Origin of the sequence: Ancylobacter sp. SL191, from assembly GCF_026625645.1 — a bacterium.
Classification (GTDB): Bacteria; Pseudomonadota; Alphaproteobacteria; order Rhizobiales; family Xanthobacteraceae; genus Ancylobacter.
In genome coordinates this window covers 4,572,672-4,596,363 of sequence record NZ_CP113056.1, presented here as the reverse complement: position 1 = coordinate 4,596,363, position 23,692 = coordinate 4,572,672, and the positions used below count along the sequence as shown (strand labels likewise).

General features: G+C 68.6%; 19 protein-coding genes. 3 read left to right on the top strand and 16 right to left on the bottom strand.

Annotation, left to right across the window (positions count from 1 at the left end; all coding sequences use genetic code 11):
• Positions 1 to 25 precede the first annotated feature (25 nt).
• The 3 genes from OU996_RS21060 to OU996_RS21050 form a co-directional block, all read right to left on the bottom strand.
• The gene (locus OU996_RS21060; protein WP_267583570.1) at positions 26 to 1,885 is read right to left on the bottom strand and encodes a methylmalonyl-CoA mutase family protein; all 1,860 of its coding nucleotides are present in this window, start codon (positions 1,883 to 1,885) and stop codon (positions 26 to 28) included.
• Positions 1,886 to 1,935: 50 nt separating this feature from the next.
• Positions 1,936 to 3,951, bottom strand: a complete 2,016-nt coding sequence (locus OU996_RS21055; RefSeq protein WP_267583568.1) for an acetyl-CoA carboxylase biotin carboxylase subunit — start codon at positions 3,949 to 3,951, stop codon at positions 1,936 to 1,938.
• Between the two features lie 133 nt (positions 3,952 to 4,084).
• A complete protein-coding gene (locus OU996_RS21050) occupies positions 4,085 to 5,617 on the bottom strand; it encodes an acyl-CoA carboxylase subunit beta (RefSeq protein ID WP_267583567.1) in 1,533 nt (510 codons plus the stop codon).
• 141 nt (positions 5,618 to 5,758) lie between these two features.
• On the opposite strand from OU996_RS21050, the gene OU996_RS21045 reads away from it, so the two are divergent.
• Complete coding sequence (locus OU996_RS21045; protein WP_267583566.1) at positions 5,759 to 7,195, top strand: helix-turn-helix domain-containing protein; 1,437 nt, start codon at positions 5,759 to 5,761, stop codon at positions 7,193 to 7,195.
• A gap of 156 nt (positions 7,196 to 7,351) precedes the next feature.
• Here the strand turns inward: OU996_RS21045 and OU996_RS21040 are convergent, their stop codons facing one another.
• Positions 7,352 to 8,011, bottom strand: a complete 660-nt coding sequence (locus OU996_RS21040) for a helix-turn-helix domain-containing protein (protein ID WP_267583565.1) — start codon at positions 8,009 to 8,011, stop codon at positions 7,352 to 7,354.
• A 187-nt stretch (positions 8,012 to 8,198) separates the two neighbouring features.
• On the opposite strand from OU996_RS21040, the gene sthA reads away from it, so the two are divergent.
• Positions 8,199 to 9,593: a Si-specific NAD(P)(+) transhydrogenase gene (sthA, locus tag OU996_RS21035; RefSeq protein ID WP_267583564.1), complete on the top strand. Its 1,395-nt coding sequence runs from the start codon at positions 8,199 to 8,201 to the stop codon at positions 9,591 to 9,593.
• Positions 9,594 to 9,598: 5 nt separating this feature from the next.
• Here sthA and OU996_RS21030 read toward each other — a convergent pair whose 3' ends face one another.
• The 8 genes from OU996_RS21030 to OU996_RS20995 form a co-directional block, all read right to left on the bottom strand.
• Positions 9,599 to 9,988, bottom strand: coding sequence for a type II toxin-antitoxin system death-on-curing family toxin (locus OU996_RS21030; RefSeq protein ID WP_267583563.1), 390 nt, complete (start codon positions 9,986 to 9,988; stop codon positions 9,599 to 9,601).
• Positions 9,988 to 10,395 carry a hypothetical protein gene (locus OU996_RS21025; protein WP_267583562.1) on the bottom strand — a complete coding sequence of 136 codons (408 nt, stop codon included), beginning with the start codon at positions 10,393 to 10,395 and terminating at the stop codon, positions 9,988 to 9,990. The genes OU996_RS21030 and OU996_RS21025 overlap by 1 nt, the downstream gene beginning before the upstream one ends.
• Positions 10,392 to 11,261 carry a bifunctional methylenetetrahydrofolate dehydrogenase/methenyltetrahydrofolate cyclohydrolase FolD gene (gene folD, locus OU996_RS21020; RefSeq protein WP_267583560.1) on the bottom strand — a complete coding sequence of 290 codons (870 nt, stop codon included), beginning with the start codon at positions 11,259 to 11,261 and terminating at the stop codon, positions 10,392 to 10,394. The genes OU996_RS21025 and folD overlap by 4 nt, the downstream gene beginning before the upstream one ends.
• A 25-nt stretch (positions 11,262 to 11,286) precedes the next feature.
• A complete protein-coding gene (gene purU / locus OU996_RS21015) occupies positions 11,287 to 12,165 on the bottom strand; it encodes a formyltetrahydrofolate deformylase (RefSeq protein WP_267583559.1) in 879 nt (292 codons plus the stop codon).
• 94 nt (positions 12,166 to 12,259) lie between these two features.
• The gene (locus OU996_RS21010) at positions 12,260 to 12,865 is read right to left on the bottom strand and encodes a sarcosine oxidase subunit gamma (protein WP_267583558.1); all 606 of its coding nucleotides are present in this window, start codon (positions 12,863 to 12,865) and stop codon (positions 12,260 to 12,262) included.
• Entirely contained in the window at positions 12,858 to 15,821 is a 2,964-nt protein-coding gene (locus OU996_RS21005; RefSeq protein ID WP_267583557.1) for a sarcosine oxidase subunit alpha family protein, read from the bottom strand. Before OU996_RS21005 ends, OU996_RS21010 begins: the two co-directional genes overlap by 8 nt.
• Positions 15,818 to 16,099 carry a sarcosine oxidase subunit delta gene (locus OU996_RS21000; protein ID WP_267583556.1) on the bottom strand — a complete coding sequence of 94 codons (282 nt, stop codon included), beginning with the start codon at positions 16,097 to 16,099 and terminating at the stop codon, positions 15,818 to 15,820. Before OU996_RS21000 ends, OU996_RS21005 begins: the two co-directional genes overlap by 4 nt.
• Positions 16,100 to 16,295: 196 nt before the next feature.
• The gene (locus OU996_RS20995; RefSeq protein WP_267583555.1) at positions 16,296 to 17,549 is read right to left on the bottom strand and encodes a sarcosine oxidase subunit beta family protein; all 1,254 of its coding nucleotides are present in this window, start codon (positions 17,547 to 17,549) and stop codon (positions 16,296 to 16,298) included.
• A gap of 196 nt (positions 17,550 to 17,745) precedes the next feature.
• Here OU996_RS20995 and OU996_RS20990 point away from each other — a divergent pair, with 196 nt between their 5' ends.
• Complete coding sequence (locus OU996_RS20990) at positions 17,746 to 18,711, top strand: LysR family transcriptional regulator (RefSeq protein ID WP_267583554.1); 966 nt, start codon at positions 17,746 to 17,748, stop codon at positions 18,709 to 18,711.
• 308 nt (positions 18,712 to 19,019) lie between these two features.
• Here the strand turns inward: OU996_RS20990 and OU996_RS20985 are convergent, their stop codons facing one another.
• The 4 genes from OU996_RS20985 to OU996_RS20970 form a co-directional block, all read right to left on the bottom strand.
• The gene (locus OU996_RS20985; RefSeq protein WP_267583553.1) at positions 19,020 to 20,234 is read right to left on the bottom strand and encodes a beta-ketoacyl-[acyl-carrier-protein] synthase family protein; all 1,215 of its coding nucleotides are present in this window, start codon (positions 20,232 to 20,234) and stop codon (positions 19,020 to 19,022) included.
• Entirely contained in the window at positions 20,231 to 20,512 is a 282-nt protein-coding gene (locus OU996_RS20980; RefSeq protein ID WP_267583551.1) for an acyl carrier protein, read from the bottom strand. Before OU996_RS20980 ends, OU996_RS20985 begins: the two co-directional genes overlap by 4 nt.
• Before the next feature lie 153 nt (positions 20,513 to 20,665).
• Positions 20,666 to 22,117 (bottom strand): GH1 family beta-glucosidase, encoded by a 1,452-nt coding sequence (locus OU996_RS20975; RefSeq protein WP_267583550.1) that lies wholly within the window; start codon positions 22,115 to 22,117, stop codon positions 20,666 to 20,668.
• Positions 22,118 to 22,145: 28 nt separating this feature from the next.
• Entirely contained in the window at positions 22,146 to 23,477 is a 1,332-nt protein-coding gene (locus OU996_RS20970) for a GntP family permease (protein ID WP_267583549.1), read from the bottom strand.
• Positions 23,478 to 23,692 lie beyond the last annotated feature (215 nt).

Here is a 23,692-nt window from a genome sequence, read left to right as displayed (position 1 = left end):
CCCTGAGGGAAACCGGTGCCGGGGATCATGGTTCCGCTCCCCGCCGCACACCGAGCCGTGACTGCACGGCACGCAGCGCCGCCAGCAGATCGCATCCGGTATAAAAATACCCGTCAACGCCCGCCGCCTGCCACGCCGCTTCCTGCGCGCCCGGCCGGCCGGCGAGATAGAGCGCCGTCGCGCCGGCCTCCTTCAGCGCGGCAGCTACCTCAAGTCCTTGCGATTCATAGAGTTCGTCCGAGCCGCACAGGCAGGCGATGCGGGCGCCGGAGGCGCGGAAGGCCGCCGCGAGGTCCGCCGGCACCTCCGTGGTCACCGTGGCAATGCCGCCGGCTTCGAAGGCGGCGCGGGCAAAGCCGAGGCGGGCGGTGTAGTCGGCGGGGGTGCCGAGCGGGGCGAGGAAGACGGTCGGCGCCGGATGGGTGGCGAGCGCCGCCGCGCGCAGCGCCTCGAAGGGTTCGGCGTCGCGGTAGGATAACACCGGATCGCTCAACAGCGCGCCTTCCGTAGGCGCCTCGTGAGGACGGCGCCGCAGCGGCGCGAGAACGGGGGGCACCGCCTCCCCCAAAAGCGGAAATTCCGACGTTCCCGTAAGGGGTAAGCGGCGCGTGGCGATGTCTTTTGTCCGCTGCTCGCGGGTCGCGTTGAGGCGGCGCTGCCAGGCGCCGGAGGTGAGGCTCTCCACCATGCCGCCCTCGCGCTCAAGGGCGCGAAACAGCTCCCAGGCGGTGGCGGCGAGCTGCTCGGTGCGTTCCTCGATGGCGCCCGCGCCGGCGCCGGGATCGGCGACGCGGTGGATGTTAGCTTCCTCGATGAGGATGATCTGCGTGTTGCGCGCGAGCCGCCGGGCGCTGGCGTCAGGCAGGCCGAGCACTTGCGTAAAAGGCAGCACACTCAAGCTGTTAGCGCCGCCGACACCGGCCGCGAAGGCGGCGATGGTGCCGCGCAGGAGGTTCACATAGGGGTCGAAGCGGGTGAGCGAGCGCCACGCGGTTTCCATATGGATCGCGACCGGCACACCCTCGACGCCGCAGGCCTTTAGCAGCGCCGCCCAGAGCTGGCGGAAGGCGCGGGGCTTGGCCTGGGTGGCGAACTGGTCGGTATCGGCGATCAACGTGACCTCGATACAGGCGGCGGCCTGTTCAAGGGTGAGCCCGGCGGCTTCCAGTGCCCTGAGATAGGCCAGAGTGGTGGCGAGAACGGCGGCGAGTTCCTGCGCGTCACTCGCCCCGCCTTCATGGTGCAGGCGTCCGTCCGCGCGCACCATCGGCTTGGAAAAGCCACGCGATATCAGCGTGTTGACGGTCTGGCCGAGACGCGCGGAGAGCCCGTCCCATTCGATCGGGGCGGCACCTAGGGCGGCGAAATCGCCGATGGGATCAAGGCCGAAGCGGATGTCGAGCCGGTCCGTCGCTACTCCTTCATAGAGGCGGGCCAGCGCCAGCGCGACGTCGCGGCCCTGATAGCGGCCCGCCTCGATGCGGATGGTAACCAGTTCCGGCAGCACGTCCTTGAGGGTGCCCGTCAGCGCCTCATAAGTTAAGGGCAGGCCGAAGCCACGGGCGGAGGGAGCGGAGGCGAAAACCAGGCAGACGCCACCGGCGCCACCGTTAAGGTCTTCCAATATCTGCTGATTTGCCAAAGCCGGGTCGTCGTGATCGACCCGCGTGATCACCTGCCACGGCGCCCCGGCGGGCCGCCCGCCGATGGGGGCGGCGTCGCGCCGGCGCTCGGGCAACGCATCAAGTGTGATACGGTCATATGTTACCGTCTGCATCCGCTTTTCATAGGGCGCGCCCTTCAGAACAGCCTCGACGAGCTTCAGCCAATCGGCCCGTGTGGCGGGCGGAATGTCGTGGAGTGTCGGTGCAGTGAGGTGGAGCATCAGTGCAGTCCGTCCAGGAAAAGCGGCGTGTCAGTGCAGTGTGTGCAGGCTCAGGCGAACTCCAGAATGACGGCGTCGACGGCGAGGCTGTCGCCCGCCTTGGCGAGGATGGTTTTCACCGTCGCGTCGCGCTCGGCGCGCAGCACATTTTCCATCTTCATCGCCTCGACGATGGCGAGCGCCTCGCCGGCCTTCACCTCCTGCCCCTCGCTCACCGCGATGGAGACGACGAGGCCGGGCATCGGGCAGAGCAGCTGCTTGAAGCTGCCGGCCTGCTGCTTCTCCGGCATGAGGGCGGCAAGCTCGGCTTCGCGGTTGGTGTAGACCACCGCCTCCACCGCGACGCCGCGATGGGCGAGGGTGACGCCGTTGAGGCGGGGGCGCACCTGCACGGCCAGCGCCTCTTCATCATAGACGCCGTTCCACACCGGCTCGCCCGGATGCCAGCCGGAGCGCAGCTCATGCGTGCCGGCGGGGCGGCCGGATTCATCCAGGAAGGTGACGATGAAGCCGCCGGCCGCGCGGTCGACCTCGCAGCGCAGGGCGAGATCACCGATGCGCACCACGCGCTGATGCTCGAACACCACCGCCCGGCCCGCGAGCTGGCCGCTGATCTTGCGCTTCCTCGCATTGCCGACATTGTCGATCACGGCCGCCACCGCCGCCAGCTTGCGGGCGAGCGCCGGGGTCAGCGCCGCACCTAGGAAGCCCGCGCGATATTCCTCGGCGATGAAGCCGGTGGAGAGGCGCCCTTCCTTCCAGCGCGGATGGTCCATCAGCGCGGCGAGGAAGGGGATGTTGTGCTGTATGCCGTCGATCACGAAGGCGTCGAGCGCGTCCGCCTGCGCGGCGATGGCGGCGGCGCGCGTCGGGGCGTGGGTCACCAGCTTGGCGATCATCGGGTCGTAGAACAGCGAGATCTCGCCGCCCTCATAGACGCCGGTGTCGTTGCGCACCATGACGCCCTCGCTCACGCTCTCCGCCGGGGGACGGTAGCGGGTGAGCCGGCCGATGGAGGGCAGGAAGCCGCGATAGGGATCCTCGGCATAGACGCGGCTTTCCACCGCCCAGCCGGTGAGCTTCACCGCGTCCTGCGTCATCGACAGGGGCTCGCCCGCCGCGACGCGGATCATCTGCTCGACGAGGTCGATGCCAGTCACGAGTTCCGTGACGGGGTGCTCGACCTGAAGGCGCGTGTTCATTTCCAGGAAGTAGAATGACTTGTCCTGCCCGGCGACGAACTCCACCGTGCCGGCGGAATCGTAATTCACCGCCTTGGCCAGCGCGACCGCCTGCTCGCCCATCTTGCGGCGGGTGGCCTCGTCGAGCAGCGGGGAGGGCGCTTCCTCGATGACCTTCTGGTTGCGGCGCTGGATCGAGCATTCGCGCTCGCCGAGATAGATGACATTGCCGTGCTTGTCGCCGAGCACCTGAATTTCGATGTGGCGCGGCTCGACGATGAACTTCTCGACGAACACCCGGTCATCGCCGAAGGAGGACTTGGCCTCCGAGCGGGCGCGGTCAAAGCCTTCCTGCACCTCGTCGCGGGAATGGGCGATGCGCATGCCCTTGCCGCCGCCGCCGGCGGAGGCCTTGATCATCACGGGATAGCCGATCTCGTCGGCGATGCGGGCGGCGTGCCCGGCATCCTCGATCACGCCGAGATAGCCCGGCACGGTGGAAACATCAGCCGCCGCCGCCGCCTTCTTGGATTCGATCTTGTCGCCCATCGCCTCGATGGCTTGCGGGTTCGGCCCGATGAAGACGATGCCGGCCTCTTTCAGCGCCTGCGCGAAGGCGGCGCGCTCGGAGAGGAAGCCATAGCCGGGATGCACCGCCTCGGCCCCGGTCTGCCGGCAGGCGTCGATGATCTTCTCGATGACGAGATAGGACTGCGCGGCGGGGGCGGGGCCGATATGCACCGCCTCGTCCGCCATCTCCACATGCAGCGCGTCCTTGTCGGCATCGGAATAGACCGCGACGGTCTTGATGCCCATGCGCCGCGCGGTCTTGATGACCCGGCAGGCGATTTCGCCACGGTTGGCGATGAGGATCTTGGAGAACATGGGCTGCGGCCTCTGGTAGCGCGGCTTCACTCGGTCCGGTCGTCATGGCCGGGCTTGGCCCGGCCATCCATGTCTTGTCGCTGCTCAGGCGGACGTCGTGGATGCCCGGGCCAAGCCCGGGCATGACGTTGCGCTAGAGCGGCAGATTGTCGTGCTTCTTCATGGGCGTCTCGACCTTCTTCGAGGCGAGCATGGACAGCGCGCGGGCGATGCGTTTGCGGGTGGAGCGGGGGGCGATCACCTCGTCGATATAGCCGCGCTCGGCCGCCACAAACGGCGAGAGGAAGCGCTCCTCATACTCCTTGGTGCGCGCGGCGATCTTTTCGGGGTCGTCGATATCGGCCCGGAAGATGATCTCCACCGCCCCCTTGGCGCCCATCACCGCGATCTGCGCGGTCGGCCAGGCATAGTTCACATCGCCGCCGACATGCTTGGAGGCCATCACGTCATAGGCGCCGCCAAAGGCCTTGCGGGTGATGACGGTGACCAGCGGCACGGTGGCCTGCGAATAGGCGAAGAGCAGCTTGGCGCCGTGCTTGATGAGCCCGCCATATTCCTGCGCCGTGCCGGGCAGGAAGCCGGGCACGTCGACGAAGGTCACGATCGGGATCTCGAAGGCGTCGCAGAAGCGCACGAAGCGGGCGGCCTTGCGCGAAGCATCGGAATCCAGCACGCCGGCCAACACCATGGGCTGGTTGGCGACGATGCCGACCGTCTTGCCCTCGACGCGGCCGAAGCCGGTGAGGATGTTCTTGGCGAAGGCCGCCTGAATCTCGAAGAAGTCGCCCTCGTCGACCACCTTTCCGATCAGCTCCTTCATGTCATAGGGCTTGTTCGGATTATCCGGCACCAGCGTGTCGAGCGAGGGGTCGAGCCGCTCGCCATCATCATAGCTCGGCCATGCCGGCACGCCGGAGAGGTTGCTGGCGGGCAGGAAGTCGATCAGCCGGCGCATCTGCAACAGGCACTCGACATCATTCTCATAGGCGCCGTCCGCCACCGAGGATTTCGAGGTGTGGACCTTGGCGCCGCCGAGTTCCTCGGAGGTCACGGTCTCGTTGGTGACGGTCTTCACCACCTCCGGCCCGGTGACGAACATGTAGGAGCTGTCGCGCACCATGAAGATGAAGTCGGTCATGGCCGGGGAATAGACGTCGCCGCCGGCGCAGGGGCCCATGATGACGGAAATCTGTGGGATGACGCCGGAGGCCAGCACGTTGCGCCGAAAAACCTCGCCATAGCCGCCGAGCGCGGCGACACCTTCCTGGATGCGCGCCCCGCCGGCATCGAACAGGCCGATGATCGGCGCGCGGGTCTTCAGCGCCATGTCCTGTATCTTGGTGATCTTCGCCGCATGGGCTTCCGACAGCGAGCCGCCGAACACGGTGAAGTCCTTGGCGAAGACGAAGACCTTGCGGCCATTCACCGTGCCCCAGCCGGTGACCACGCCATCGCCGGGGGTCTTCACCTTTTCCATGCCGAAATCGGTGCAGCGGTGCTGCACGAAGGTGTCGAATTCCTCGAAGGAGCCGGTGTCGAGCAGGAGCTCGATGCGCTCGCGCGCGGTGAGCTTGCCGCGCTTGTGCTGGGCCGCGACGCGCTTCTCGCCGCCGCCGAGGCGGGCGCCGGCGCGGCGCTGTTCCAGCTCATCCAGAATATGCTTCATGGGCGCGGGCTCCTTGGGCGGCGGTGCTGTGAGGATGTTCTAGGCCCTTGCGGGACAAAACATAAGCTGTGAAAATGCGGATCGTGAAACTGTAAAAATTTCACAAAATCGACGCGCCGCCGTCCACGCCGCAGGCCCATCATGTCCAAGAAAGTCTTCGCCGGCCATGCAGTGCGCAATCTGCGCGAGCGGCAGGGGCTGACACAGATGGATTTCGCCCGGCGGCTCTCGCTGTCGCCGAGCTACATCAACCAGATCGAGAGCAACCAGCGCCCGGTGACGGCGGCGGTGCTGCTCGCCATCAGCCGCACCTTTGATCTCGACATCACCCGCTTCGGCGCCGACGACCTCGACCGCATCGTCGCCGATCTGCGCGAGGCGCTGGCCGACCCGGTGTTTCGCGGGCTGGAGCCGAGCCTGCAGGATCTGAAGAACGCCACCACCCATGCGCCCGCCTTCGCCCATGCCTTTCTGCGCCTGCATGGCGCGCTGCGGCGCATGGAGGAGCGGCGCGCGGCTCTGGATGACGCGGTGGTCTCGGTCGCCCGCGAGGTGGATGGCGAGACGCGCAGCCTCGCCCCCTATGAGGAGGTGCGCGACCATTTCCATTACATCGACAATTACGTCGACGGGCTCGACCGCGCGGCCGAGGAGCGGGCGGAGGCGCTTGACCTGTTCGCCCGCGAGGATGCGGCGCGCGTGCTCGCCCAGCATCTGCGCCAGCGCCACGACATCACGGTGGACCTCACCCCGGCCGAGGAGGCCGACGCCCCGCTCGTCACCTATGACCGCTACCGCCGGGTGGCGACGCTGGCGCGCACGCTCGATCCGGCAAGCCGCGCCTTCCGCCTCGCCGCGCTGATCGCCCGCTTCGAGCAGAGCGAGCTCATCGACAAGCATGTGATCGACGCCGGCTTTCGCTCGCCGACCGCGCGCGAGGTCTGCCGGCTTTCGTTGCAGAACTACTATGCCGGTGCCCTGATCCTGCCCTATCGGCGCTTCGCCCGGCTGGCGCGCGACAAGCGGCACGATCTCGATCTCCTCAGCCTCGTCACCGGGGCGAGCCTGGAACAGGTGTGCCACCGCCTCTCCACCCTGCAGCGGCCGGGCGAGAAGGGCATTCCGTTCTACTTCCTCAAGGTCGACCGCGCCGGCAACGTCATCAAGCGGCACAGCGCGACGCGGTTCCAGTTCGCCCGCTATGGCGGCGCCTGCCCGGTGTGGAATGTCCATGAGGCGTTCGAGCAGCCGGCCCGCACGCTGGTGCAGATCGGTGCCATGCCGGACGGGGTGCGCTATCTGTGCCTCGCCCGCGGCGCCTCCAAGCCCGCCACCCGCTTTGGCGCCCGCGAACGCCGCTTCGCGCTGGGCATTGGCTGCGAGCTCTCCTACGCGGCCGAACTCGTCTATGCCGACGGGCTCGATCTGCGCAGCGCCGCTCCGGCGCTGCTGGGCGTGAATTGCCGCATCTGCCCGCGCCCCAACTGCCCCGAACGTGCCTTCCCCCCGCTCGACCGCGACATCGTGCTCGACCCGGACCGCCGGGGCGTGGTGCCCTTCGCGGTCAGGGAGGGGTGAGGGGGCGCATAGCCTTACCCGTCGCGGGCCCTTATCCCTGAACGCCGTCATCCCCGGACTTGATCCGGGGATCCACGACTTCTCCGTGCACCCGGCCAAGGCGTGGATGGCCGGGCCAAGCCCGGCCATGACGGCGAGCAAAACCGTTGCCCCGCCTCAGCGCGGCTCGCGGGGGTAGATGATGATCGACAGATAGGTCATCGGCCGCACCAGCAATTCCTCCGGCCCATGCGTGGCGGCGGAATCGAACAGCAGCGAATCGCCCGGCCGCAGGTGATAATTGCGGTCGCCATGGCGGTACATCACCTCGCCGGTGAGCATGTGGATGAACTCCACCCCGGCATGGCGGAAGCCAGTATAGGGCACGGCTTCCTCGCTCAGCGTGATGAGATAGGGCTCGACCACCACCTCGCCGCCCAACGCATGGCCGAGCAGCTCATATTGATGGCCGACCTTGGTGCCGCGCCGCTCGATATGCACACCTTGGCCGGCCGGCACGAAGGAACAGTCGCGCTTCTCCTCGAAGCTGGAGAACAGCGTCGAGATCGGCACGTTCAGCACGTTGGAGATCGACTGCAGCGTCGAGAGCGAGGGCGAGATCAGCCCGTTCTCGATCTTGGAGAGCATGCCGACCGAGATGCCGGCGGCGGCGGCGAGATCGGAGACGGTGAGGTCGAGATCGCGGCGGATGGTGCGGACCTGAAGGCCGAGCGCCTGTTCCAGCGTGCGCTCATTGGCGTTCGGCGCGCCGGAACCCGTGCTCAGTTCCTCCACCACATCCTCGATCCTGCCCTTGCCCCGTTTCGCCTCGGTCAATGCCCTGCTCCCTCACGCCGCCCCACCCGATGGGAAACGTTTCGCCGGCAAAAGCAAGCCCAATGCAAGCCCAATCCGCTAGGTGCGATGAAATGGTGCGGGCTGAAGACTGTCATCGGTCCTTGGCATTCATCGTGCATCGACTTGGTTCAACTATCCCCGGCTTCCTCCAGGTAGTGGCGCTTCCATGTACGACTTCGACATGATTGTCATCGGCAGCGGCCCGTCCGGAAGACGCGCCGCCGTGCAATCCGCCAAGATCGGCAAATCCGTGCTGGTGGTGGAAAAGGGCCGGCGGGTCGGCGGTGTGTCCGTCCACACCGGCACCATCCCATCCAAGACGCTGCGCGAGACGGTGCTGAACCTCTCCGGCTGGCGCGAGCGCGGCTTCTACGGCCGTGGCTACCGGGTGAAGCAGGATATCGGCGCGCCCGATCTGATGATCCGCCTGCACAAGACGCTCGACCACGAGGTCGAGGTGCTTGAGCACCAGTTCAGCCGCAATGGCGTGAAGACGGCGCGCGGCGAGGCGCGCTTTCTCGACCCGCACCGCATCGAGATCACCACCGAGAGCGGCGAGGTGTCCAGCGTCACCGGCGCGCATGTGCTGATCGCCTGCGGCACCCGGCCCTTCCGGCCGGACTATGTGCCCTTCAACGGCACGAGCGTGTTCGACAGCGACGAGATCGTCGAGCTGCCGCGCCTGCCGCGCAGCCTCGCGGTGATCGGCGCCGGGGTGATCGGCGTCGAATATGCCAGCATCTTCAGCGCGCTCGATGTCGCGGTCACGCTGATCGAGCCGCGCGCCACCTTCCTCGACTTCATCGACAAGGAGCTGATCGAGGAATTCGTGCATGAGCTGCGCGACCGCAATGTCGGGCTGCGGCTCGGCTCGGCGGTGACCTCGATCGAGCTCGGCAAGGACGACCGGCCGATCTGCAAGCTGGCCGACGGGCGCACCGTGCAGACCGACATGCTGCTCTTCGCCGCCGGGCGCGTCGGCGCCACCGACCGGCTGAACCTCGGCGCCGCCGGGCTGTCGGTCGACCATCGCGGGCGCGTCACGGTCGAGCCGAAGACGCTGCAGACCGCCGTGCCGCACATCTACGCCGCCGGCGACGTGATCGGCTTTCCGAGCCTCGCCTCCACCTCGATGGAGCAGGGCCGCCTTGCCGCCTGCCACGCCTTCGGGTTGGAGCCGCCGCCGCCGCCCGAGTTCTTCCCCTATGGCATTTATGCGGTGCCGGAAATCTCCACCGTCGGCATGAGCGAGGAAGAGGTGCGCCGGCGCGAGATTCCCTATGAATGCGGCATCGCCCGCTTCCGCGAGACCTCGCGCGGCCACATCATGGGGCTGAATAACGGGATGATGAAGATGATCTTCTCGACCAAGACCCGCCGCCTGCTCGGCGTGCACATTGTTGGGGAAGGCGCGACCGAGCTCATCCATATCGGCCAGGCGGTGCTGAACCTGAAGGGCACGATCGACTACTTCATCGAGAACACCTTCAACTACCCGACGCTGGCCGAAGCCTACAAGATCGCCGGTCTGGATGCCTGGAACCGCATGCCGAAGGTGTGAGGGGGCTAAAGACGAGTGACGTCGAGGCGACTCAGCAGATCGTCCGCCGCGAGTTCGCCGGTGATGACAGCGACGAATTGATCGGCGAACGCTGGATCGTCTTCATTTTTCAGAGCCAATCCGTTCAGCGCGAAGAAGGCGAGCATGGAAAACCATGCCGCGCGCTTGTTGCCCTGTTCGAAAGGGTGATTGCGGGCAATCGCCAAAGCGAGATGCAGGCCAAGCGCGGCTGGGTCATCCTCGGCGCAATAGTGCCAACGCTGGCGGGGCGCCATCACCGCAGATTCCAGCAGGCCCTCGTCGCGCAGGAGAAACGGTTCACCCGTGTCTTCGACGACCCCACGGGCGACGTCCTCGACCTCTGCGATCTCAAGCCAGCGCGGCTCTGACGGCATTATTCGGCCAGGCGCGCGGCTACCTTCTGCCAGCGCTTGAGCGCGGCCTTGGTGAAGGCCTTGGCGTCGAAGTCCTGACCGGGTTCAACCTGATAATCGATGCCGCCTTCGCGAAGGGCGGCGTTGGTACGAGCGGGATCAGCGGATCGTGGATTTGTGGTGGTTCGGCTCTTTCTTTCGAGAGGAGCGCTGCCTTCTGATACTGAAGTCCCCGAACGCTCAGCGACATAGCCCCCGGAAAGCCTATTTGCCGAACTCACTGTTAGGTATCTCCCGGAAGTCGCATCTCTCGACTTCACAGAAAAAGCACCGCCTTCAGTCTTCGGATGATTGCTCTTCGGACGCTTGTTCATGGCTAAAAGATAGCGCTCCAAAAAAGCTAATTCAATGACGTCCCTGGTGTTCACCCCACCAGCCGCGTCGCCGCCGTCAGCGTGTTCTGCAAGAGGCAGGCGATGGTCATGGGGCCGACGCCGCCGGGGACCGGGGTGATGGCGCCGGCGATGCCCTGCGCTTCGTCAAAGGCGATGTCGCCCACGAGGCGCGTGCCGCCGCCGGGCTTCTCGACGCGGTTGATGCCGACATCAATGACGGTCGCGCCGGGCCTGATCCAGCTGCCGCGGATCATCTCCGGCCGGCCAACCGCGCCGATGAGGATGTCGGCGCGCCGGCACACCTCCGGCAGATCGCGGGTGCGCGAATGGGCGATGGTGACGGTGCAGTCCTCGCGCAGCAGGAGCTGGGCGAGCGGCTTGCCGACGATGTTGGAGCGCCCGACCACCACCGCCTCCAGCCCGGCGAGGCTGCCGAGCTGGTCCTTCAGCAGCATCACGCAGCCGAGCGGCGTGCACGGCACCAGCGCCTCCAGCCCGACGGCGAGGCGGCCGGCATTCACCACATGGAAGCCGTCCACATCCTTGGCCGGGTCGATGGTGGCGAGCACCGCCTGCGCGTCGATATGGCCGGGCAGGGGGAGCTGCACGAGGATGCCGTGCACCGCCGGGTCGGCGTTGAGCTGGCGCACCAGCGCGAGCACGGCGTCCTGCGAGGTCTCGGCCGGCAGCTTGTGCTCGATCGAGGCCATGCCGGCCTCAAGCGTCTGCTTGCCCTTGTTGCGCACATAAACCGCGCTCGCCGGGTCTTCCCCGACCAGCACCACGGCGAGGCCGGGCTTCACGCCGGTGCGGGCTTCAAAGGCGGCGACCTCGGTGGCGATGCGGCCGCGCAAGCCTTCCGCGAAGGCCTTGCCGTCGATCAGGCGGGTCTCGGTCATGGCCTGCTCCTCAGTCGCGCAATCTTTAGTCGCGGAAGACCACGGTCTTGTGGCCGTTGATCAGCACGCGGTCGTCGAGGTGCCAGGCCAGCGCGCGGGCGAGCACGCGGCGCTCGATGTCGCGGCCCTTGCGCACGAGATCCTCGGCCGAGTCCTGATGGGTGATGCGTTCCACATCCTGCTCGATGATCGGGCCTTCGTCGAGATCGGAGGTGACATAGTGGGCGGTGGCGCCGATCAGCTTCACGCCGCGCGCATGGGCCTGGTGATAGGGCTTGGCGCCCTTGAAGCCGGGCAGGAAGGAGTGGTGGATGTTGATGCAGCGGCCCGACAGCTTGGCCGACAGCCCGTCCGAGAGCACCTGCATGTAGCGGGCGAGCACGGCGATCTCGGCGCCGGACTTCTGGAATGTCTCCCAGAGCTGGGCTTCCTGCTCCATCTTGGTCTGCTTGGTGATGGGCAGATAATGGAAGGGGATCCCGTCGAAATCCAGATGCGCGTAGGTCTCGCGCGGGTAGTTGGCGATGATGCCGACAATGTCCATCGGGATCTCGCCGATGCGCCAGCGATAGAGCAGGTCGGCGAGGCAGTGGTCGAATTTGGAGACCAGCAGCATCACCTTGCGCTTGCCGCCGCGCGGGCGGATGCGCCAGGCGAAGCCGAAATTCTGCGCCACCGGCTCGAACTCGCCCTTCAGCGCCTCCAGCGTGCCGGCCGGGGCGGAGAACATGACGCGCATGAAGAAGCGGCCGCTCTCGGTGTCGTCGAACTGCTGCGCTTCCAGAATGTTGCCGCCGCGCTCGAACAGGAAGGTGGCGACAGCGGCCACGATGCCCGGCCGGTCGGGGCAGGAGAGGGTGAGGACGTAGGTTTCTTTCGCGCGAATTTCTTGGGCGTCAGTCATCGGTACTCTCGTCGCAAGGCCCGCGGCACGGCGGCGCGCTCGGCGGGCTTTTAAGGGAGATGCGGGGCTCAGGGAAGCGCGCGGCGCGCCGCCTTCAACCTCGGACATCGAGCCGGAGGCCGAATTCCGCGCCGGAGGCGACGAGAAAGCGGCAGAATGCCGCGAGATAGGAGCGCAGCACGAGGAGGCGGAAGCTCTCCGGTCCGGTGCGCCAGAGCGTGACGCCGATATGGGCGAGCACGGTGGTCGCCACATCGCCCTCGCGGAACACGCTGGTATCGAGGTCGATCAGCGCGCCCTTGGCGAGCAGCCATTCCACCTTCGGGCCGGCGAGGTCGAGCACGATATAGCCGTCCGACTGCTCGGTCACGGCGGCGAGCGAACCGGCCGCCTCGCGCAGGCGGGTGGCGAGCGCGGCATCCTCCGCCAGCGCGATCCAGCGGCCCGGGCCCATGCCGATGAAGCTCGGCGCGGTGCCGCTGAGGCGCGGGGCGTCCGCCACCGGGACGCCGAAGGTCGCCGCCAGCGTGCGGCCGAGCGCCGGCGCCTGCCCCTTGCGGGCGACCAGGGTGGCGAGGGCGAGGCCCTCGACGAGGCGGGCGGTGGCGCCCGGCGTTCCGGGCCGGCCGTAATGGCTGGAGGGCGGCACCCGGTCGATGGGGATGCCGGCGAGCGGGTCATGGGTCGAAAGTTCAGCCACGCAGACGCTCCCCTTCCGGATCGATGAAGCCGGGCGCGCAGACCTCGACCTCGAAATCATTGCCGCGCACCGGATCGAAGGCCCGCACCCGCTCGCCGATGCGCGCCGGGCCGTTCTTCAGGAAGCCGAGCCCGATCCAGTGGCCGAGATGCGGCGAATAGGCGACCGAGCTCATATAGCCTTCGTCATTCTCCACCCGCGTGACAGCGCCGGGCGACAGGAAATGCGCCCCGGCGCGCAGGCGGTCGGCGCGGTTCACCGGCTTGAAGCCGATGAAACTGGGCCGGTCAGGATCGGTGAGGCCGGGACGCGCCGCCATGACGCGGCCAATATAGTCCTTCTTGGTCGAGGCCATCCGCCCCATGCCGAGATCACGCGCCGTGGTCTGGCCGGTCAGCTCATTGCCGGAGACATGGCCCTTCTCGATGCGCAGCACGCCCAGCGCCTCGATGCCATAGGGCGTGATGCCGAAATCCGCGCCGGCGGTCATCAGCGCGTCGGCGAGCGCCGCGCCATGGCGGGCGGGGACGGCGATCTCATAGCCGAGCTCGCCGGAGAAGGAGAGGCGGAACAGCCGGGCCGGCACGCCGCCCATCACCGCGCCCTCGATGGCGCCCATGAAGGGCAGGCCCTCATTCGAGACATCCACGCCGGCATTGACGATGCGGGCGAGCACCTCCCGCGCACGCGGGCCGGCCAGCGCGATCTGCGCCCACTGGTCGGAGACCGAGGCAATGGTGACATCGAGCTCCGGCCACAGCACCTGCAGGCAGAATTCGAGGTGCTGATAGACCTTGGCCGCGTTCACCGTGGTGGTGGTCATGACATAGTGCTCAGGTGACAAGCGGGCGGTGGTGCCGTCATCCATCACCATGCCGTCCTCGCGCAGCATCACGCCGTAGCGCGCCTTGCCGACGCCGAGCTGGGCGAAGCCGTTGATGTAGACCCGGTCGAGGAAGGCGCCGACATCCGGGCCCTGCAGGTCGATCTTGCCGAAGGTCGAGACATCGATGAGACCCACGGACGCCCGCACCGCCGTCACCTCGCGCGAGACGCTTTCCAGCCAGTCCTTTTCCCCGGCGCGGGGGAAATATTGCGCGCGCAGCCAGGCCCCGGTCTCGATGAAGACCGCGCCCTGCGCCCGCGCCCATTCATGGGTGGGGGTGAGGCGGACGGGGCGGAAATCCTTGCCCCGATGGTGGCCCGCCAGCGCGCCGAGCGAGACCGGCGTGTAGGGCGGGCGGAAGATGGTGGTGCCGGTCTCACTGATGCCCTGCCCGGTGAGGCTGGCCATGATGGCGAGGCCGGTCACATTGGAGGTGCGGCCCTGATCGGTCGCCATGCCCAGCGTGGTGTAGCGCTTGAGATGCTCGACCGAGCGGAAGCCTTCCTTGTGGGCGATGGCGACGTCCTTCGCCGTCACGTCGTTCTGCAGGTCGACAAAGGCCGGGCCGACCGACTCCGCCACATGCCAGAAGGCGCTGGCCGCGCCGGGCGTGTCCTGCGCCTTGGGCGCCTCGATCATCGGCGACGTGCGCCCGACATCGGCGGCGGCCTTCGCGCCGAGGGCGAGGCCCTCACGCAGCGCGCCGCCAAGGCTGAACGTGCCGGCCGCCGCGCCCGCGACCTCGAGGCCGGGCGGGCAGGTGCCGGGCACGAAGGCGGCGAGCGCCTCGTTCCACACCGGCTTGCCACCATGGTGGCAGGTCAGATGCACCGAGGGCGACCAGCCGCCGGAGACGGCGAGCGTCTCCGTGGCGAAGCGCTCGCGGCGCCCATTGGCGATCACATCGACATGGGTGAGGAGCTTGCCCTTGGTGCCGGTGATGCGGCCATCGAGCAGTGTGCGGATGCCGAGCCGGGCGGCCTCGGTGGTGAGCGCGGGAGCGACGTCGCGGCGCACATCGACGATGGTCGTGACGCGCGCCCCGGCCCGCTGCGCCTCGAAGGCGCCACGCCAGGCGTCGTCATTATTGGCGAAGACGACGGTGCTCGCGCCCGTCGCCACGCCGAAGCGGTTGGCATAGGCGCGCACGGCGCCCGCCAGCATCACGCCCGGCCGGTCATTACCGCCGAACACGATGGGCCGCTCGGTCGCGCCGGCCGCCAGCACGGCGCGGGTGGCGACGATGCGCCAGAGCCGCTGGCGCGGCTGAAACGGGCCGGGCGTGGGCAGATGGTCGGCGACGCGCTCCAGCGCGCCATAGGTGCCGGCATCATAGACGCCGAACACCGTGGTGCGGGTCATCACCCGCACATTGGGCAAGCTCTCCAGCTCGGCGCGAATACGGGCGGCGAAGGCCGCGCCCGCCATGCCGTCCACCTCCAGCGCCTCGGCATTGAGCCGGCCGCCGGGCAGGAAGTCCTCATCGGCGAGGATGACGCGGGCCCCGGCGCGGCCGGCGCCGAGCGCCGCCATCAGCCCGGCCGGGCCGGCGCCGATGATGAGTACGTCGCAGAAGGTGGTGAGCTTCTCGTAATGGTCGGGGTCCGCGCTTTCCGCAGCGCGCCCGAGCCCGGCGGCGCGGCGGATCACCGGCTCGTAGAGCTTTTCCCACAGCGCGGCCGGCCACATGAAGGTCTTGTAGTAGAAGCCGGCGCCGAGGAAGGGCGAAAGCAGCCCGTTGATGCTGAGCAGGTCGTGATCGAGCGAGGGCCAGCGGTTCTGGCTCGTCGCTTCCAGCCCGTCATAGAGCTCGGCGACGGTGGCGCGGCTGTTGGGCTCGCGCCGCGCGCCGGAGCGCAGCTCGACCAGCGCGTTCGGCTCTTCGACGCCAGCGGAGAAGATGCCGCGCGGGCGGTGATATTTGAAGGAGCGGCCGACGAGGCGCACATCGTTCGCCAGCAGCGCCGAGGCGAGCGTGTCGCCCTCATGGCCGCGATAGAGCGTGCCGTCGAAGGTGAAGGCGAGCGGGCGGGCGCGGTCGATGAGACCGCCGACGGGAAGGCGGCTCATGCGGGCTCTCCCGAGGTCGCCACGTCGCGCGCCAGCGTGGCGCCGCCGATCGCGTGGGTGCGGGTGTCGCGGGCGACCTTCACCCACTGGCGGCACCCTTGCGCGTGGTACCACCACTCCTCATGCGCCCCGGCCGGGTTGGTGCGCTGATAGACATAGTCGAAGAAGCGGCCTTCCGCGTCCGGACCGTTAGTGTCGGGGCGCGTCAGCGTGGCGTCGCCGAGATAGGCGAATTCATGGGCGTCGCGCGCGCCGCAATAGGGGCAGGGAATGCGCATCAGTACATCTCTCCCCGCGCCAGCGGGCCGGTAATGGGATGATGGGGCGTCATGGCCGGGCTTGTCCCGGCCATCCACGACTTGGACGTCCGTGCGGAGGCGGGCGATGCCCGTCCAGCCAAAGGCGTGGATGCCCGGCCCAAGGCCGGGCATGACGGCGGCTCATACGGGAGCGCAGGCGTCAGCATTACCGTCCTCAATGCAGGTTCGGCTGGGCGCCGACTCCCTTTTCGTCGATGAGGTGGCCGGTGCGGAAGCGGTCGAAGCGGAAGGCGGTGCCGACCTTGTGCGGGGCGTCGGTCGCCAGCAGATGGGCGAAGCACCAGCCCGAGGCCGGGGTCGCCTTGAAGCCGCCATAGCACCAGCCGGCATTGAGATAGAGGCCGGGAATCGGCGTGTGGTCGATGATCGGCGAGCCATCCATCGACATGTCCATGATGCCGCCCCACATGCGCAGGAGGCGCAGCCGGCCGATACGCGGCATCAAGGCCATGCCGCCTTCCGCGACATCCTCCACCACCGGCAGGTTGCCGCGCTGGGCGTAGGAATTATAGCCGTCAATGTCGCCGCCGAAGACCAGGCCGCCCTTGTCGGACTGGCTGATATAGAAATGCCCGGCGCCGAAGGTGATGACGCCGTCCACCATCGGCTTCAGCCCTTCCGAGACGAAGGCCTGCAGCACATGGCTCTCGATCGGCAGGCGGGTGAGCCCGGCCTGCGCGGCGACGCGCGAGGTGGAGCCGGCGACCGCGAGGCCGACCTTCTTGGCGCGAATGGCGCCGCGCGTGGTCTCGACCCCGGTGATGGCCTCGCCCTCGCGGATGAAGCCGGTGACCTCGCAGTTCTGGATGATGTCGACGCCGAGCCTGTCCGCCCCGCGGGCATAGCCCCACACCACCGCGTCGTGCCGCGCGGTGCCGGCGCGGCGCTGCATCAGCCCGCCCTGGATGGGGAAGCGCGCATTGTCAAAATCGAGGAAGGGGTACATGGCGCGCACGCCGTCGCGGTCGAGCAGCTCGGAATCGGCGCCGTTGAGCCGCATGGCATTGCCGCGTCGCGCATAGGCGTCGCGCTGGGCGTCGGAGTGATAGAGGTTGAGGATGCCGCGCTGGCTGACCATCGCGTTATAGTTCAGCTCCTGCTCCAGCCCCTCCCAGAGCTTCATCGACCATTCGTAGAACGGTTCATTGCCCGGCAGGAGATAGTTGGAGCGGATGATGGTGGTGTTCCGCCCGGCATTGCCGGAGCCGATATAGCCCTTCTCGATCACCGCCACATTGCGGATGCCGTGGACGCGGGCGAGGTAATAGGCGGTCGCCAGCCCATGCCCGCCGCCGCCGACGATGATGACGTCATAGGCGGGCTTCGGCGCGGCATCGCGCCAGGCCGGTTTCCAGCCCTTCTGCCCGGTGAGGCCATTGGTGAGGAGGCTCAGGAAGGAATAGCGCATGGACGGCTCGCTGAAGGGTTGTGAAAGCTATAGTACGAGCTGATTGCGCTGGTAATATAAGTTTGAGTTATAGTCTGCCCCCAGTGTCGTCATGGCCGGGCTTGACCCGGCCATCCATGACTTTGGCCGACCGCCAGGAGTTGAGAGCAGGCGTGGATGCCCGGCCCAAGGCCGGGCATGACGAAAGAACAGGATCATGGCCGACACGCTTCCCTTCGATCTGCGGGCGCTTGAGATCTTCCTCGCCGTCTGCGACGCCGGCTCCATGGCGGAGGCGGCGCGGCGGATGGGGCTGACGCAGCCGGCGATCTCGCAGGCGGTGGCGGAGATGGAAAAGCGCATCGGCGTGCAGCTGTTCGACCGCTCGGCCCGGCCCCTCGCGCTCACCGGCGCGGGCGGGGCGCTGCGCCAGCGGGCGAGCGCGCTGCTCTCGGAAGCCCGGCAGATCGCCCCGCTGCTGCGCGAGGCCGAGCATGCCCGCCTGCCGCTGTTGCGCGCCGGGCTGGTCGATTCGCTCTCGCGCGCGCTGATGGGGCCGCTGTCGCGGGCGCTGGGCGAGCGGGCCGAGCAGGTCTCGCTGCTCTCGGGCCTCACCGCCTCCCATGCCGGGGCGCTGCTGACCCGCCAGCTCGACCTTCTGGTAGGAGCCGACGATCTCGACGAGATCGAGGGGCTGGAACGCTGGCCGCTGCTCTCCGAGCCCTATGTGCTGCTGATGCCGGCCAGCGCCCCCGTCCCCGCCCGCGCGGGCGATCTGGAAGACCTGGCGCGGGCGCTGCCACTGGTGCGCTATTCCGCGCGGTCCAAGACCGGCATGGAGATCGAGCGCCATCTGCGCCGCCTGCGGCTCGACCTGCCGCGCCCGCTGGAATTCGACACGCCCTATGGGGTGACGGCGGCGGTGGCCGACGGGGCGGGCTTCGCCATCACCACGCCGCTCTGCCTGGTGGAAGCGGGGCTGGCGCTGGACGGCTTCGTCTGCCGGCCGCTGCCCGGGCCGGGCCTGACGCGCCATCTCACGCTGATCGCCCGCCGGCAGGAATTGGGCCGCCTGCCGCGCGAGATCGCCGGCGTCTGCCGCGACAAGCTGGAAGCGCTGCGCCCGGCGGTTATCGCGCTGGCGGGTGAGGCGCTGGCGCGGGAGTTCCGGGTGGAGGGGTGAGAAGCTTGAGCCGGGATTGAGCGGCCGGGCGCGCTCTCCACCCCACGCGCCGTCATGGCCGGGCTTGACCCGGCCATCCACGTCTGGGCCGGCAAGAAGTCGTGGATCCCCGGGCCAAGACCGGGGATGACGGTGTGATGGGAGAGCCGCGTTTCCCGGCCCAGCGGAGGCGAAGCCGGAGCGCCGAGCCGGGACCCAGGGCAAAACTCCGCCGCAGGCGCTTCAACAGAGGTCTTGCCGCTTCGCGACGTTTCTCCTGGGTCCCGGATCAGCGCCACACTTTGCGTGGCTTGTCCGGGACACGTGGTTCACCCGCCATACCGCTTCAGCGCCAGCACGGCGTTGAGGCCGCCAAAGGCGAAGCTGGAGGAGATGGCGGTCTCGATCGCCGCCGGGCGCGAGGCGTTGGGCACGCAGTCGAGGTCGCAGTCCGGGTCGGGCTCGGTGAAGCCCATGGTCGGCGGCAGAAATCCCTCGCGCAGCGCCAGCACGCTGGTGACGAAATCCAGCGCGCCCGAGGCGTTCATCGTGTGGCCATATTGCGATTTCGACGAGGACACCGGCAGCTTGTCGAGATGCGCGCCGAACACCTGGCGCAGCGCGGCGGTCTCGGTCTTGTCGTTCAGCGCCGTGGCGGTGCCATGGGCGCTGACATAATCGACCTGCTCCGGGGCGAGGCCGGCATCCTCAAGGGCAAAGCCCATGGCGGCGGCGGCGCTGTCGCGGTCGGGGGCGGTGATGTCCTTGCCGTCCGCGCTCATGCCGAAGCCGACCAGCTCGGCATGGATGGTGGCGCCACGCGCCAGCGCCCGGTCCATATTCTCCAGCACCACGGCGCCGGCGCCCTCGCCGATGACGAGGCCGGCGCGGTCCTTGGAGAAGGGGCGGCAGGCTTCCGGGGCCAGCACGCGCAGCGCTTCCCAGCTCTTCAACATGCCGTAGGTAAGCTGCGATTCGCCCCCGCCGGCGATGGCGACATCGAGCATCCCGCCACGGATCATCTGGAAGGCGGTGCCGATGGCATGGGCGGCCGACGAGCAGGCGGACGCGATGGCGAAGGCCGGGCCGTGGATGCCGAGATCCATCGTCACATGGCTCACCTGCCCGCTCGGCATGGCGCGCGGCACGGTGAAGGGGTGCGGGCGCGGGGCCTGCTCGAGATAGAGCTTGCGGTAGCTGTCATCGACCGCGTGGAAGCCGACCGAGGCGGCGTAGATCGCCCCGACACGGTGGCGCGCGACGCCCTCCAGCGCCGGGCCGGCATCGGCCAGCGCCTGGCGCGCGGCGACGACGGCGAATTGCGAGGTGCGGTCGAGCAGGCCGAGCTGGCGCGGGTCGAAATGGTCTTCCGCCACGAAACCCCGCACCTCGGCCGAGATCTTGGTCTTCATGGCGGAGACGTCGACACCCTGCGTCGGGCCGATGCCGACCGTGCCGGCACGCAGCCCCGCGAGATGGGCGGCGACATCGAGACCGAGGGCCGAGAGCGAACCCAGCCCGGTAACGGCGACGCGGGCGCTCATCCGGCCGAGGCGGCGCTGCGCGCCTTCTTCGCGGCCAGCAGGGCAGCCACATGCTCGACCAGCGTGCCGACGGTCACCTCGGTGCCGTTGAGCGGGCCGTCATTCGGCACTTCGATGCCGAAATGGGTTTCCAGCTTGAAGATGGTCTCGATCAGGTCAAGCGAGGAAATGCCGAGCTCGGCGATCGGCGTGTCCGCCGTCAGCAGGCTCGGGTCGACGCCCACTTCGCCCGCAAGATACGCGACGATTTCGGCAATGGCGGGGTCGTCAGTCTGCATCGGTCTGCCTGGGTTCAAACGTTGCGGAGCGCCGTCCGCCCCGGACGGCCTTCCCATGAGGTGTGGTAGCACAAACAGGGCGGGTGCAAGAACCCACGGGAACACACGGGCATAGGCGAGCCTCATGTCCGTTGCGCGACAGCGGCCGGGTGCTCACGGCACGGCGCCGCTGGCATGGGCGCGCATGAGCTGGGAGAGATAGAGCAGCGAGGATTTCGGCGTGCGGACCTGCGTGTCGAAATCCACATGGGTGACGCCGAAGCGCCGCTTCTTGCCTTCCGCCCACTCGAAATTGTCGAGCAGCGACCAGACGAAATAGCCGTTCAACGCGCAGCCCTGGCCGATGGCGCGGGCGCAGGCGTCGAGATGCGCCTTGATGTAGGCGGTGCGCTCGGGGTCGGCCACCACGCCGTTGGCGGGGGCGGGATCCTCGTAGCAGGCGCCGTTCTCGGTGATGAACACCGGCGGGTTGCCATACTGGTCGCGCAGCCGGGCGAGCACCGCGACCAGCCCGTCGGCGCTGATCGGCCAGCCGAGCAAGGTACGCGGCGTGCCCTCGGGCACCGCGCCATAGCCGGCCTGCGCGAGGAAGGCGGCGGGGTCGTGCTTGATCCAGGACGGGCCGTAATAGTTCACGCCGAGGAAATCCACGGGCACGCGGATCGCCTGCAGGTCGCCGGCCTGCACCAGCGGGGCGAAGGTTTGCTCGAAGGCGGCGGGGTAACGGCCGAGGAACAGCGGGTCGAGATTGATCGTGTTCCAGCAGGCGTCGAAACGCTGGGCGGCGGCGATGTCCTGCGGCTGCTGCGAGGAGGGGAAGATCGGCTGCAGCGAGAACACCGTGCCGAGCTTGAGATCCGAGCGCTGGGCGCGCAGCGCCGTGATGCCGACGCCCTGCGCGAGATTCTGGTGGTGCTGGGCGCGGACATAGCTGTCCCAGCCGGTGAGGCCCGGCGCGTGATTGCCGAAGCCATGGCCGAAAATGGCGTGGACCGAGGGCTCGTTCAGCATCGCCCACGGCTTCACCCGGTCGCCGAGCCGTTCGACGCAGGCGCGGGCATAATCGGCGAACCAGTTGGCGATGTCGCGATTGTGCCAGCCGCCCCGGTCCTGCAGCGCCTGCGGCAGATCCCAATGATAGAGGCAGGCCATGGGCAGGATGTTGTTGGCGAGCAGCCGGTCGACCAGTCGGTCGTAGAAATCCAGCCCCTTGGCGTTCACCGCGCCGGTGCCGTCCGGCATCACGCGCGGCCAGGCGATGGAGAAGCGATAGGCCTGAAAGCCCATCTTCGCCATCAGCCCCACATCCTCGGCATAGAGGTTGTAGTGGTTGCAGGCGACATCGCCATTGGTGCCGTCGGCGATGCGGCCCGGCGTGTGCGAGAAAATGTCCCAGATGGAGGGCTTGCGGCCATCCGCCGTCACCGCGCCCTCGATCTGGTAGGACGAGGTCGACGCGCCCCAGACGAAGCCGGGCGGGATGCGCGCGGCACCGGCGGGCTGGGCGGCGGGCAGGGCGGTGGTCTGGGCGAGACCCGCGCCCGCCAGCGCAGGGAGAGCGGCGGTCGCGGCGGCGGAGGCGAGGAAGTCACGGCGTCGAAGCATCGGTGCTCCTTCGGGGCCTCGAAAGGGATCAGGCGGTGATGGCGCGCAGCGCCACCAGCAGGATCGCGGCAACCAGCCCCTGCGCCAGCGTGACCAGCGAGAAGCGCGCGATCACGCTGCCGGCGGGAAGCCGCGCCGCCTGCCCAACCAGCCAGAAGAATCCGTCATTAATGTGCGAGGCGCCCATTGCCCCCGCGCCGATGGCCAGCGCGGCGAGCGCCCGGCCCATCGGATCGCCGAGGCCGAGCGGGGCGACCAGCTCCATCATCATGCCGGCGGCGGTTATGGCGGCGACGAGCGACGAGCCCTGCAACGTCTTCACGACGGCGGCCAGCGCAAAGGGCAGCAGCAGCGCCAGCGCGCCGGCGGGGGCGTAGGGGATCAGCCGCTCGGCGTTCATTTCCGCCATGCCGGTTTCCTGCGCGATCTTGGCAAGGCCGCCGGCCGCGCCGATGAGCAGGACGAGGCCGGCGACGCGGGTGATCGCCCGCCCGGCCCAGCCGCTCTCGGTGAGCCCGCCGCGCTCCCAGTGCCAGCTGAGCAGCAGCAGCGCGCCGGTGCCGGCCAGCAGCAGCACGACGGGGCGTCCGAGCGCGATGAGGAATTCGCGGTTCGACCCGCCGCCCAAGGGCTCCGAAGCGATGTCGCCGAGCGACTGGGTGACGAGCAGCGCGACGAGCCCGAGGCTGACGACCCACAGCGCCAACGCGCCGCGCCGGGGGGCGTGCATGGTCTCGCCGTCGATCAGCGGGGCGGTATCGACCGGCACCGGCACGTCGCTGGTGGTGGCGCGGGCGAGGGCCACGCCGAGCAGCGTCAGCAGGATGGCGAGCGGCAGGCCGATGGCCAGCGTCAGCCGCCAGTCGGCGCCGAGAATGGTGAAGCTCGCCAGCATGACCGGGGCGGGGACCAAGAGGCCATGGCCGGCGGAGAGCGAGAGGCCGAGCACCAGAGCCGAGCGCGGGCTATCCCCACCAAGGCCGCGCCGCAGCGGGTTGAGTAGGGCGAAGGCGGCGGCTGGCGCGGAGGCGACGCTGGCGACGAGGCCGAGTACCGCCAGCGGCAGCGCGCGGTGGGTGCGCCCGGCGGCGCGCGCTTGCAACCGCGCGGTGGCCCCTGTCGCGTTGGCGATCTCGGCCATGAAGGCGGCGCCGACGACGATGAGGCCGAGCGCGTTCAGGCTCTGGCCGAAGCCGAGGCTGAACGCTTTCGCCACATGGCTGGTCGACATCCCCGCCGCATAGCCGAAGCCGATGGCGGACAGCGTCAAGGCGAGGAAGGGCTGGACCCGTCCGCGCTGGGCGAGCAGCACCAGCGCGAGGACGGCGAGGGCGAAGAAGGCGGCCTGCTGAAGCGACATGTGCGGGAAAAGCCGGGCGGGACACTTCCCCTCGCTTAGCCCGCCCCGCGCCGGGTGTCCATGTGCCCTTGGGTGGAGCGGGGGAGGGGCCGGGCGTTCCGGCGTGGGTCGCGCTCTCCACCCCTCACGCCGTCATCCCCGGGCTTGGCCCGGGGATCCACGACTTCGGGCCAGGCGCTGCGGGGCAAGGCGTGGATGGCCGGGCTGATCCCCGG